The organism is uncultured Gimesia sp. (assembly GCF_963972345.1).
GTDB lineage: Bacteria > Planctomycetota > Planctomycetia > Planctomycetales > Planctomycetaceae > Gimesia.
This window is the reverse complement of the sequence record NZ_CAXAVM010000090.1, coordinates 1-12885: the sequence shown is the minus strand read 5'-3', so window position 1 is coordinate 12885 and position 12885 is coordinate 1. Positions and strand designations below refer to the sequence as shown.

Sequence of the window (12885 nt, the reverse complement as noted above, 5' to 3'; positions counted from 1 at the left end):
GCCCGCCTCAACCCTGCATTCAGGATTGACCGACGATCCCTGAGATATCGATTAAATGCAGCTGACGCCCTTCCTCTTTATGAGGACTGTCGATACAGACATACTTCGCATCCGGGCTGAAACGGGGATGGGTGTCGACCCGCCATTCACCGGTATAGAGGGCGGGGGAATGAAAGTGGCCGAGATCAATCCGTTTTCCCGAGGAAACATGATACAGGTGGGGAGTCTGAATCCGCTCTTTCCCTTTGGGATAGGTATCATTCAGGATCCATTCATTGCCCGGCAGATAACTCAGATGCCCGCCTTGATCCAGCACCCCTTTTCCGACTTCCTGCAGTTTGCCCTGCGTTTCATCTTTCACCAGAAAATCACCCCAACTGGGGCTATCGGGGGTTGCTTTCGACTGTGTCAGAATATGAGCAGGATCACGCCAGATAAAGTGTGAGACGAATCCGTTATCCACAACCACCCGCACATCGCTGCCATCCAGATTCGCTGTTATCATTCTGGAAAGACGTTTGCCATTGGGGTACTGCCAGCGGTGCAGTGTGATAAAGCGGGAACCATCCGGACTGAACAGTAAATGATTGAAGTAATGTTTGATGTCTGGCTGCTGCCTGGGGATATTTCCGGTGCGGGCAATTTCCTCCAGCGTCAGAATCAGTTCTTTTTTTCCCGTTTCGAGATCCACCTTGAAAATCCCGGAGTCCTGGGGAGCCAGATCTTTAAAATGAGGATCGGGAAAACCGGGATAACCATAACCAGGGCGGACGTCCTGAATTCTGCGAAAATCGGGTGTGACTGCTGTCTTTCCATCGGGGCTTACAGAATAAACGGGGGAAGCAATCGTTCGACCTTTCCCGGTTTTCACATCCAGAATGCGGCTGACAAACTGCCCCTGCTCTCGATCGTTCCAGATGACTTTAGAATCTGATCCGGGCAACCACTGCAACATGCATCCCTGTTGCCAGTTCCAGGCGGATGATTCTCCCAGTTCGATCCAGCGATCCTGATCCTGCAGATCGACCATCCCGACCTTGATTACATCATCAGCCTTCGGTGAACGATGTTCAAACGCGACTTCCATTCCCAGAACATAGCGACTGGAAGGATCAAATTGCAGTTTGTCATAATAACCAAACCAGTGGTGCCGCGGCCCCCTGGTAATTACACGTGTCGGAGGGAACTCAGATTTATCAGCGAAGGCAAACCCGGCCAGAGCAGTGGAACCGGCGGCGGCGATCAAGTTTGAGAGGAATTGACGACGGCTGAGGAAATCGGGCTCGATCATGATTTTTCTTCTGATTCTGAAAACAGGAACACACAGCATGGTTCTGCTGAAACACCAACAACACCTTAAATCAGGGTAAAATAATCAAACCCGAAAAGCAACTCGATTCAGTAATACTTGCTTTGAAAGAACTTCCCACTGTTCAGACTGTGTCCCGTTTTACTGTCGCATCTTCAGGGGCATTTGAGCCGAGTATTATACTAGATTGAGCGACGCGATGGTTAAATGTGATGCATTCTGGAACCACTGAACCAGCTGATTTCGTCTAATTTCAACAGAGGAGAACCTTCTTTTGAGCCGACATCGGCTTTATAATACTGCCTGACACATCACAGGTTTTTTGTGAGCTCAATTTTCCACCGCAGTTGCAGCAGCCTCGCAAAATTCTGTTCCCTGAATTTATTCGAATCCTGAAATACCAGGTCTCTCTCACACAGCAGGTTCTGCCGTTTTTATGAATAAACCCGTGTACTTTTCCAATGCAGAAAAACTACTGGACCAGCAACTTCCCGTCACAGATCCGGAAGTGCAGCAGATGCTGGCTGGAATTGGTTTTACCGACCCTGAGCGTGCGTTAACCCGCATTCGCGAGATGTGTACCTCGGAAGGCATCCGCAAAGAGCTGACACTCATCCTGCCGACCCTGTTACAGGCACTGACAGATGCAGCCACCCCCGACGGTTCACTCATCAATTTTGAGCGTTTCATCAACAGCGTCTCTGAACCAGAGGTGATGCTGAATTTTCTCACGCACAACCCTCGCGCCGTTGAAATACTGGTCAGGCTGTTTGTCGGCAGCCAGTTTCTCACAGAGATCCTGCTGAAAAACCCGGACTACCTGGAACGACTGACCCGTTATAACCGGATTGCTGAATTCAAAAGCCAGCAGCAGTTTTATTCGGAAGCGATGGCGGCAGCACGGCAGGAAGAGCGATCCACAGCGGATATTTTTGATATCTTACGCCGGTTTCAGCGGTGGGAACTCCTGCGCATCGGCGCCTGCGACACTTTTGGGCTGATGGACCTGAAAAACATCACCGTTCAGCTTTCACTGCTGGCTGACGGCCTGGTGCAGACCTGTCTGACGATTCTGTCTGAAGAAATGAATCTCCCGCTCGATGACTTTGCAGTGCTGGCGTTCGGGAAGCTCGGAGGAGAAGAGTTAAACTACAGCTCGGATATTGACCTCGTTTTTATCGCAGGTGACAACTCCACACAGTACTGGCAACTCGGGCAACGCCTGATCAAATCACTGATGGAATCCACGTCAGAAGGTTTTTTGTATCGCGTTGACATGCGTCTGCGTCCCTGGGGTCGATCGGGAGCATTGGTCACCACGGTTGATGCCTACGTCGATTATTTCGCCCGGCATGGTCGCCTGTGGGAGAAGCAGGCCATGCTTAAAGCACGTGTGATAGCGGGCAACCAGAACCTGGGAATTGATTTCTTTCGACGCATTGAACCACAGATTTTTAACTCCGAGCCGGAAGAAGTGCGCAAAAACGTTCTGGAAATGAAGCAACGCATTGAAGCGGAACTGAAAAAGAAAGGTAAAGACTGGGGAGAAGTCAAATCGGGAAAAGGCTCCATCCGTGATGTGGAATTTACCACGCAATATCTGCAGATGGCCAATGGCGCCAGGCATCCCTCCATTCGCAGTATCAACACACTCGATGGACTGGTCAGGCTGGTTGACCACGGTCTGATCCAGGCAGACGAATATCGGCACCTGACCAGCGGTTATGTCTTTTTCAGGAAAATTGAACACGCACTGCAGTTGATGCATTATAACCAGGAACATCGCATGCCCACCGATGAACGGGAACTGGCATACCTCGCCCGAAGACTCGATTTTCAGGAAGGTCAGCAGCTCGTTCAATATTACGAACAACATCGTAAAGCCGTACGAAACATCTTCAAAAAGTATATCTATGATTCCCCGTCCGATTCCGGTCCGCATGCGGCGCAGTCCGAGCAGGAAAGCAATCCGATCGGCATGATGGCTGCCTCGTACACAAAAGTGTTTAACGAAGCGGAAATCGAAAAACACAGCCAGATGGCACGCAAGCTGAGCGAAAGCAACAATGTAGAACTTCAAACAGAAAAGATTCCGGACAATCAGTTACGCCTCACCATGGTGGGTTTCGACCAGACCGGCGACCTGTCCCTGATCTGTGGCCTGCTGTTTGTCTACGGCTTTGATATTCAACAGGGGCACCTGTTTACCAATCAGAAGGTCAAGCCTGCTGCTTCCTCGCAAGGCCGTGCTTCCAAGCCCAGTGAGAAATCGAAAAGTACCCGGAAATTCGTGATCGTACTTGATGTCAAAGCATCTGATGAAGCCGTCCAGCCATCCGTCTGGACCAGCTATAAAAATGACCTGACAGAACTGCTGCATAAAGTAGAAACCGGAAAAACCCAGGAAGCTGTGGGAGAACTGGCCAAGCGGGTCGCGGCAGCCCTGCACGATCTGCCCCAGGCCAGCCAGATGTTGTATCCCGTCGATATTGAACTGGATAATGACACGGACCCTCGCTACACCATTTTAAGAATTCAGTCTGAAGACACGATTGGCTTCCTTTATGAACTGACCAATGCGCTCTCCATGAGTGGCATCGATATCGCCAGAATGGTCATTGATTCAGAAGGAACCAAAGTCAGCGATGTCCTGTATGTTACGGATGACAAAGGGGAAAAAATCAGTGCCGAAGCGCAACAACAGGGATTGCGGGCGGCAATCGTACTCATCAAACATTTCACGCATCTGCTGCCTCGCTCACCCAATCCGGAAGCAGCCTTACTGCATTTCCGTGAATTCCTGGAGCACTTGTTTAAACAGCCAAACTGGGTCGAAGAGATTTCATCACTCGAACGCACCAGCGTACTCAGCGCGCTGGCCAGGCTGCTGGGCGTAAGTGATTTCCTCTGGGAAGACTTCCTGCGTCTGCAGCATTCGAATCTTTTCCCGGTCGTTGCCAATGTGGAAGAATTAAAAACCCGTATCACCTTCGCAGAGTTAAAAGCCGAACTCGCACGGGAACTGGCAGAAGCATCTTCGCCGGAAGATCAGCAGGAACGCCTGAACGCCTTCAAAGATCGTGCCATGCTGCGGACCGACATGCGTCATATCCTGGGGCATATCTCTGAATTCGGTCAGTTTTCCGATGAACTGACCGATGTCGCGGAAGTCGTCGTCCAGGGTGCCTACGAAATCTGCGATCTGCAACTGAAAGAACGGTATGGAGTTCCTCAACTGGAAACGGAAGATCCCTGTCGCATTTCCATCTGCGCACTGGGTAAGTGTGGCGGTCGCGAACTGGGCTTCGCCTCGGATATTGAGCTGATGTTTATCTACGAAGGTTCCGGGCAGACCACCGGACCTGAAATCATCACCAATAATGAATACTACCTGAAGCTGGTCGAAAAATTCAGTAAGATGATCAAGACCAGAAGCGAAGGCATTTTTCAGATTGACCTTCGTCTGCGACCTTATGGTCAGGCAGGCAGTCTGGCCGTTTCAGCCGAAGCATTTCAGAGTTACTTTTCTCATGAAGGAGCCGCCTGGCCTTACGAAAGACAGGCACTGGTTAAACTGCGCCCGATTGCCGCCGATGAAGAATTCGGAAACCAGATTGTCCGCATGCGGGACACCATTATCTATGGCGGGAAACCATTCGATGTCGCAGCGATGCTCGCCATGCGCGAGAAGCAGATTCAGCAACTCGTCAAAGGAGGGACCATTAATGCCAAACTCGGCGATGGTGGTCTCGTTGATTGTGAATACCTGATCCAGGGCATGCAGATTACCTATGGTCATCGGAATCCAGGCTTACGAACCACGAATACACTGGAAGGGATTGACGCGCTCAAAGAACTGGGATTGATCAGTCCTGATGATTACGTAAAACTTCGCAATGCCTATATCTTCCTTCGCAGGCTCATCGATGCACTGCGTATGGTCCGAGGCAACGCAAAGGATTTAACAGTCCCGCCTCAAGATCAGGAAGAGTTCGAGTTCCTTGCCAGGCGTCTGGGATATGGATCCCATACCGAGAAACTGCAGGAAGAAATCTCGATGACCATGGACCGGGTCCGCGACTTCAGTCGCCTGCTGGCTCCGATTAAAGCCATGACCATTCGCACCAATGGCTGACCCTTAAAGCCTCTGACGGAATTGCCATCTGCAGCTTTCTGCCGAAAACGGTCGGCAAACAATCATCAAAACGATGTCACTTTTATCATTTTGAGCGCACACTCTACTTTATCCTGATTAGCGTCATTTTCATTAAAGCCAATCCTAAAAGCCACTTACAGCATTTCCCGTTTAATTGGCACAATCCCTGCTTTTTAACATCTTTCAAAAGCGGTCGTGAAAATCAAACAAGACTGTGATTTCTTTTAAGGAATAGAGAGATGAAAAAATTATTGATCATTTGTGTCGCATTCGCAGGTTTGGCATTCGTGGGAACGACATCCACGGCTCAAGCTGGTGGCGTGAATTTCGGAATTACTCTGGGTAATGGTTTTGGCGGGTATTATGGAAACCGGGGCTATAACCGCACCCCTTATTATCATGGACGCCGTCACTCATTCTGGCATGATACCAGCCATTATGACTATCATCCCGGTGGCTTCCAGCGCCACAGAAACCATTATCATTACGTACCAGGTCACTATGACTATCACCAGACAGGACACTGGCATGGTGGACGACGCCACCATCGTCATTAAAGAACATCCCAGGTAGCCTTATGATCTCACAATTAAATCGACACCGTCGATTCGACTGGTCTGTCCAGGAGATGTGAGTGAAAAAGGAAACCAGGTGAAGTCTGACTTTCCTGTTCTTTAAAAGTGGCAAAGAAATCAGAGCAGTCCAGCGACGGGCTGCTCTGATTTTCTATCATTTGCACTTAGACTGTGGCCCGTTTTACTGGAGCGTCTTCAGGGCAATCTGAACCGGGTATAACAGACTGAGAGCCCCTATTGTGATGCACCCTAATGGGCACCTGGATCCCACCACTGGTCTGTCAGTTTCAAAAGCTGCCTGGCTTTTTCAGGATTCTCCGAAACCAGGTTCTGCTGCTCGAAGGGATCTGCGGTGATGTTGTACAATTCCACTTTTTCCTCTTTCAGCCGCGAACTCGGAAAGATTGCCTTCCAGTCTCCCTGGACGCACCAGCGGTATTTCAGGCTGGAAGCAGGATCGTCGATATCGATCATATCGTGCTCATAAATATCACCAAACAGAGCATCACGGTCTGTTTTCCCGTCCTGGCGCATTACCTCCAGTAAGTTGATCCCCTGCATTTCCCGGGACGGTTTCAGGCCGACAGCTGCAAGCAGAGTGGGTGCGATATCAATGCTGCTGACCAGTGTATCATACTCGGCCGGTTTAATTTTTCCCGGCCAGCGAAACATGATGGGGGTCCGAATTCCGCCATCATAGGGGCTCCGTTTCGATTTGGGAGCGTACCGAAAACGCCGTTTCATTTTCTGGCGTTCCTGATCCGTTTCGGGCACGTATTGAATCCAGCCGTTATCGGTGACATACACCACGATGGTATTTTCTGTGAGACCTTTTTCATCCAGATGACTCATCAACTGCCCACAGGTTTCATCAAACCATTCACACATCGCATAATAATAAGACAATTCGATAGGCAAATCAGAACTGCGATACTTGTCTAACAGTCGTTGTGGCGGATTATGAGGAGTATGGGGCAGAAAAGGAGCATACCACAGGAAAAATGGTTTGTCACCACAACCGTCAATGAAGTCAAATACGGGCGTCATACCTTCCCGACCGATTTTCAATCCCAGATCGCCATGGCGGCCCCCCCGTTTGGGATCGCCATGAGTCATCCCAGCCGTGAAACCGGCCAGTGAAGGATTTCCTTCCCACCATTTTCCAGACTGAAAACTTTGATAACCGATCTTTCCCAGCAGTTCAGGCAGGCAGTCCACGTTTTTGACATGTTTTAACAGCTTTTGCCGGTCCATCCCTTTGGGAGGATCGTTGCCGGTAATTTTATGTTGATGCGGATATAAGCCTGTAATCATCGTCATCAGACTGGGACGGCAGAGACTGACGGGAACATAACCTCTTTTGAATACCGCGCTCTCAGAAGCCAGCTTATCCAGGGAGGGTGTTTCGACCACATCGTGGCCCATGAAACCGTAATCATTCCAGGCCTGGTCATCTGAAATAATCATCACAATATTCGGATGACTGGATTTGGGTTCAGCCTGTATCGATTTGGGAAACAGGCTGAGACACAAAATCACGAGCAGAGGCAAAGACCACTTTAAAAATGAGTTCACGGTGTTACTCCTCAGGAATCGAGTGCAATAGTTTTACTGATGAGAGAACCAGTCTGATTCAGGGTGCTGTCCGCCGGCAGACAGCCAGAAAACACACGTTGATCAGTTAATTCTCTTTGGAATTAATATGAAAAATTTCGTTTATTTCTCCAACGCTCAACATTATAATGACGTAGATAGCTGCAGAAGACATACACACACTTCTGCTTCACATTCTATCCATCCTACCAACTGCTTCACTAAGATCAATACCCAACAAGACTTACAATTTATTTTGCATTCAACATGCAACTTAGACTGAATCGATTCCCTCAATTTAAGCAGGGGAATTTTTTCAGGACCTGAAACAGATGGAGTAAACCATTTTTTTCAAATTAAGCATTCCGGTTAAAGCAGCTTGGATGCGTTGACAGCGTGGAAAATGATAATTCTAATGTATTGGTAGTCCTGTATTTGATTACCAATGGGAACGTTACGTGATACGGGGCAACCACTTCCAGATATCTCTGGTGGGCTCAAACCAGAGTGATTGAAGTTTAAATGTCACTTACTTTTTTAGAAGAATATGAGGAATTTTATGCGGAAACTGATGAATGTGAAAACAGCTTTACTGTTTGGTCTGGCAATTGCAGGACTCTCGCTGTTCTGTGCAGAAAGTAAAGTTGAGGCTCGTCCTAACTTTAAGAATATCTGGGCTGAAACTTATCCTGATTCCAAAATGCTGATCGCGAAAAAATGCGGTGTCTGTCATCCTGGAAAAACCAAGAAAGAAAAGAACGACTACGCAGAAGCCGTCTTCAAAGGACTCGGCAAACGCAAACAGACCGATAAAGATGTTATTGTAAAAGCACTCAAAGATGCAGAAAAGATGCCTAGCCCGGTGGAAGGCAAAACTTATGGTGATTTCATCAAAGCAGATGAAATCCCACCATCATCGAAAACGGAATAGTTGAACTGAGTCGGCACATTCAGCGTGATGTGTTCGAACATGTCAACCAGAGATACAGGCAGGACATATCGATGTCCTGCCTTTTTTTATGATTTTTTATCAGGTGTATTCAAATGAAAATCAATCACCAGCGGTAAATGATCCGAAGCTTCCCGCGCCAGTTTTGACTTTGCGACCCTTGCATGCTTGATAGTGATTGCCCCCCGAACGAATGCCTTGTCCAGAGTCCCCACAGGCATGTAAGCTGGAAACGAGCGATACTTCGAAGGCGGCTGGGTCACTTCCTGAAATTCATGCTCGGAAAACTTTCCTTTCGCCAGCGTATTGCGCCAGTCATTCGTATCACCCACAATTACGGTGGGATATCCATTCCCCTCCTCAAACAGGCGATGTGTCAACAGGTAATTGATCTGCCAGTGTCGCTCCTTTTCAGCCAGTCCCAGATGGAAGTTGACCAGTTGAAATGCACCTTCCGGCGAATCAATCGTCACAATCTGCGCACCGCGGGCTTTACGCCATTTATTCGTTAATGAAATCTGATGCTGAGACAAAAAGCTCCAGCGAGATAAAATCAGATTCCCGTAGCCCCCCGTTTTCAGCTTGACATTCAGCTGATACAGCGACTCCTGCATGTTGAAATAATCTGCAAAGATCTTTGGCTGATTATTGAAACGCGAGCGTTTGACATTCCGGTCCACTTCATGCAGACAGATGATGTCAGGGTTTTCCTGTTCAATCACCCCAATGACGCGTTCCAGCTGATAGCGACGATCCCTGCCACCGATGCCTTTGTGAATATTGTAGCTTAATAGTCGCATATTCAATTCGCTGTTATTTATCTGCGTTATTTATCTGCAAACACGGAAGGAGACACCTTGATCACTCCCAGGTCATTTTCGCCGGGTCTGATTTTCAGTTTGATCCGTCCCCGTTTCCACTCCGGCCTGGCTGCCAGGTAACCTGCTTTCTCCTGCCAGAGTTGAAATTCCCAGGCGCCCACCGGGAGGTTTTCAATCTTGAATCGCCCCGTTTCATCTGAGGTGGCGAAATAGGGATGGTTCAATGCAACCAGCCAGCCTTCCTGCCAGGGATGAATACTGCAACTCATCCGCAAAGGCAGTTTTTCTCCATACTCAAACTCGTGGGTCATTTTTTCACCGGGTGGCAAAACCTGGTTCAGGCTGGTGTTCCTGTAAGCTTTGACCTGAAATCCGTGCGCACACAAGTCCTTGTTTTCCGCCAGCAGTTTCTGTCGGTTCACCCAGAGCCCAGCCACATGCGGCTGAAAGATACAACCTTTATTCTGAATGGTGACGGTTTCCGGAAGTTTTAGATACTCCGGATGAATCTGAGAATCTTCCAGGCTCGACTCTCGCAGGTAGATGAAGACATTCTGCAATCCCCCGTTTTTCCCCGTGAGCAGGCTCTGCTCGACGATCAGATCGCTGAATTTACCGCAGATGGCTTCATCACGACTGATATCCAGTTTCTCAGGCTGAGGGGCCTGACCGGTGTAGATAAACTGCCCCGTCAATGTCCCCCATTCCGCGGCGGCAGCGGCAGGAGCCAGCATGCCAGCCAGACAACAGATCAGCAGCCATCGACTGAAGATGAAATGAAAACAATACAAAATGAACTCTCCTCATGAAGCAGACCGTGCGAAATGTCTATGAAATCGATTTGCCGGCGGGGCAATCCTCAGATCCTATCTTACCGACCGACTGCGCAGGATGAAAGAATCGTGAGCATTTTAGACTGTGTCCCGTTTTACTGGAACGTCTCCCCGGATTATTGGAACCGGGTACAATAGCTTGAGAGACACTCTGATTAAAAGCGATGCGTTCAAGAACACTCAAAAGAAAGACCCTCTCAAGATGATGGTCATCTTCAGAGGGTTCAATCTAATTCCATTCAGCACGATTGGATCGAAGTTTAAAGCAGAGGGCCTTCCCAGTTGGTAAAGGCATCGTCCATGGCTTCCTGCTCTCCATCAAGGTCATCAACCAGAGTCCATTCAGAATCATTTTCTGCATGGGCGAAGACCAGTTGACGATCATCGGTATCAGAATCCATCAACGCGTCTTCAAATTCGGATGAGGAATACAGGTCTTCAAACAGGCTTGTATCCAGTTCGATCTCGTCGGCCACCTGCTGATCTGAGAAGACCGATGGCTGAAAGACATCGAAAGTAGCTGTCTGCTGAATTCCAGCATTCGTATCTTCTTCTTCAGTCAACTTGATGACAGCGGGAGCGACCAGGCTCATGGAAGACTGTTCCATAAACGTCTGAGCTGCTTCCTGACTTTGAATCAAAACAGGTTCTGCTATTTCTTCAACGGGTACCTGATTGGTGCCGAAGATGGGAGCTGCACCACCACTGCCGGATGTTCCCTGAGCACTGGCGTAGGATTCGAGCAACATCTGCACGTTCATGGCAGAAATTGATTTGCGGATACCAGGATCAAGCGTATCACTCATCAGATCATCTGCGAATGCAGGATCTTCGACATGCAGACCCGTAGAATCCAGGTTTACGGTAAAGTCAGAACCGACAAATACCAGTTCACCACCAATCTCTTCCACGAGGCTTCCAAAACCACTGAAGTAACGTGTAAATCCAAGTACGTGTCCAATTTCGTGTAATAATACCGTATACAGGTCATAGGCACCGCCGGCAGGCAGATCGGTCACATCAACGTGCCAGCCTAAACCATTGGCATCATCATCAATTACGACGCGACCTCCAACTGGAATACCATCGACATTGTAAACTGTCGACTGTCCGGATCCCAGCTGAGCAGTTCCGAAATCGTGCACGATAACCTGCACATCCAGGTCCTCAACGCCGAGGGCCGTTTCCCAGGTATCAAGGGCAGCCTCGATCACCTGATCAACGCTGTCATCACCACTGGCCACTTCCAGTTGATTACCAACCCATTTCTGACCGAAGTTAGCGGGGAAGTTGACTTGAGTATTTCCCCCCTTCCTCTTGCCGTAGTTACCAGCCAGAGAAATCAGGTCGCGATAATCAACCTTACCACTCTTATCAAAGTCCAGAGCAGACGCATAAGGTGAAGTCGCGTTGAATACGTTCTGGTTGTAAGCAGAGGTGAAGAAGATCAAATCACGATAATCGATCGCATTATTATCATCGATATCATAAATCACCGGATACAGGTCCGTTTCCGGGAGTGCTCCGACATTCACAGTGACTTCGCCGATTCCCGAAATATCAATTTGCGTATTCTGAACATCAAGTCCCAGTTGCAGTGGCTCAATCGTCAGATCCGCAGGATCGACTTCCACCTGATCCCCTGCCAGTGACTCGAATTTAATACGTGCCAGCAGGGCATAACCGGTTCCACCAACATTCGCTGCTGATGTGCTGCCTCCCAGATTGCGGACCACGCCGGTGGCATCGTCAATCACAGCCGTTCTGTTGAAGGTAAAGTTGGAACCAAATTCAACGGTAGTTGCCGTGAAGTAAGCACCATTATAGGCTATATCGGTCAGGACATCGGTGATGCCGAATCCACTGGCAGTATCAACCCAGACTTCAACCCAGAATGAATCCCATTCCTGCAGCCAGTCTGCATTACCAGGCAAAGCGGCTGTATGGCCATTACTGGAAACAGCGGTTTTCTGTTTCACAACGGAAATCTGAATATTCGTATTTTCATCAGCAATCGAAGAATCGCCGCCTGATCCAAACAGAGGTGCTGGAGGAGGAGACTGCAGTTCAATGGCACCAATATCGACCGTTGCTGTTCCACTCAAGTCTCCATCTGCAGGTCGAGCCTCGCCTCTCTGGTCCACAGTAGGAGCAGATCCATTCAGGCCGGCATCAATTGCCTGGCTGCCAAACAGCAGTGAATGGGTTCTGGTAGGACCACCATTGTCCAGCAGGATTCCCAGTTTCGGATCAACGGGTGCTGCCAGGGTACCAATAATGTTTCCATTCTCGCCATTGGTCAGTCCGGTTGCTGCCCCGATATCGCCGATCAGGTTATTAAAGCTGGTTAATGTGACATAGTCGCCACCCAGGTCAGGATTTCCAAGGAAGCCGATATTTCCGGCAACGATGGTGTTTGTCAAAGTTACCGTTGCACTCGCATTGACAGCGGAATCATTCGAAATGCCCCCGCCACTCTGATCTGCCGTATTCAGGGTCAATGTATTGTTCAACAGGCTTAACGTCCCCGTATTGAAGATCGCTCCACCACGAGATCCCGCATGGTTTTCAGAGTAGGTGACGTTGGTCGAAGTGATTGTGCCTTCGTTGTAGATCGCACCGCCACGGCTTCCCGCGTCATTCAGATAG

Annotated in this window: 8 protein-coding genes; 3 read left to right on the top strand and 5 right to left on the bottom strand. The window is 49.1% G+C overall.

The genetic code is table 11. The features are described from left to right. Window positions 1-19 precede the first annotated feature (19 nt). Window positions 20-1291 carry a hypothetical protein gene (locus tag AACZ40_RS15915; RefSeq protein ID WP_291173354.1) on the bottom strand — a complete coding sequence of 424 codons (1272 nt, stop codon included), beginning with the start codon at window positions 1289-1291 and terminating at the stop codon, window positions 20-22. Window positions 1292-1745: 454 nt separating this feature from the next. Between AACZ40_RS15915 and AACZ40_RS15910 the strand changes: the two genes are divergently transcribed. Next, on the top strand, window positions 1746-5444 hold the full coding sequence (locus tag AACZ40_RS15910) for a glutamine synthetase adenylyltransferase (protein WP_291173351.1): 3699 nt from the start codon (window positions 1746-1748) through the stop codon (window positions 5442-5444). A 260-nt stretch (window positions 5445-5704) separates the two neighbouring features. Then, the gene (locus AACZ40_RS15905) at window positions 5705-6022 is read left to right on the top strand and encodes a hypothetical protein (RefSeq protein WP_291173348.1); all 318 of its coding nucleotides are present in this window, start codon (window positions 5705-5707) and stop codon (window positions 6020-6022) included. Between the two features lie 267 nt (window positions 6023-6289). Here AACZ40_RS15905 and AACZ40_RS15900 read toward each other — a convergent pair whose 3' ends face one another. After that, entirely contained in the window at window positions 6290-7615 is a 1326-nt protein-coding gene (locus tag AACZ40_RS15900) for a sulfatase (protein ID WP_291173345.1), read from the bottom strand. 577 nt (window positions 7616-8192) lie between these two features. On the opposite strand from AACZ40_RS15900, the gene AACZ40_RS15895 reads away from it, so the two are divergent. Further along, window positions 8193-8564 carry a hypothetical protein gene (locus AACZ40_RS15895; protein WP_291173342.1) on the top strand — a complete coding sequence of 124 codons (372 nt, stop codon included), beginning with the start codon at window positions 8193-8195 and terminating at the stop codon, window positions 8562-8564. An 86-nt stretch (window positions 8565-8650) separates the two neighbouring features. Here the strand turns inward: AACZ40_RS15895 and AACZ40_RS15890 are convergent, their stop codons facing one another. From AACZ40_RS15890 to AACZ40_RS15880, 3 genes are all read right to left on the bottom strand, one after another. Continuing rightward, on the bottom strand, window positions 8651-9382 hold the full coding sequence (locus AACZ40_RS15890) for an endonuclease/exonuclease/phosphatase family protein (protein ID WP_291173340.1): 732 nt from the start codon (window positions 9380-9382) through the stop codon (window positions 8651-8653). Between the two features lie 26 nt (window positions 9383-9408). Beyond that, entirely contained in the window at window positions 9409-10194 is a 786-nt protein-coding gene (locus tag AACZ40_RS15885; RefSeq protein WP_291173337.1) for a hypothetical protein, read from the bottom strand. A 302-nt stretch (window positions 10195-10496) separates the two neighbouring features. Then, window positions 10497-12885, bottom strand: a 2389-nt coding sequence (locus tag AACZ40_RS15880) for a choice-of-anchor Q domain-containing protein (RefSeq protein ID WP_339674974.1), incomplete at its 5' end; no start/stop codon positions are given.

Bases quoted from the DNA above. Each gene is read 5' to 3' on its own strand.
- AACZ40_RS15915 (WP_291173354.1), bottom strand. From the start codon at position 1,291: ATGATCGAGCCCGATTTCCTCAGCCGTCGTCAATTCCTCTCAAACTTG.
- AACZ40_RS15910 (WP_291173351.1), top strand. From the start codon at position 1,746: ATGAATAAACCCGTGTACTTTTCCAATGCAGAAAAACTACTGGACCAG.
- AACZ40_RS15905 (WP_291173348.1), top strand. From the start codon at position 5,705: ATGAAAAAATTATTGATCATTTGTGTCGCATTCGCAGGTTTGGCATTC.
- AACZ40_RS15895 (WP_291173342.1), top strand. From the start codon at position 8,193: ATGCGGAAACTGATGAATGTGAAAACAGCTTTACTGTTTGGTCTGGCA.
- AACZ40_RS15890 (WP_291173340.1), bottom strand. From the start codon at position 9,382: ATGCGACTATTAAGCTACAATATTCACAAAGGCATCGGTGGCAGGGAT.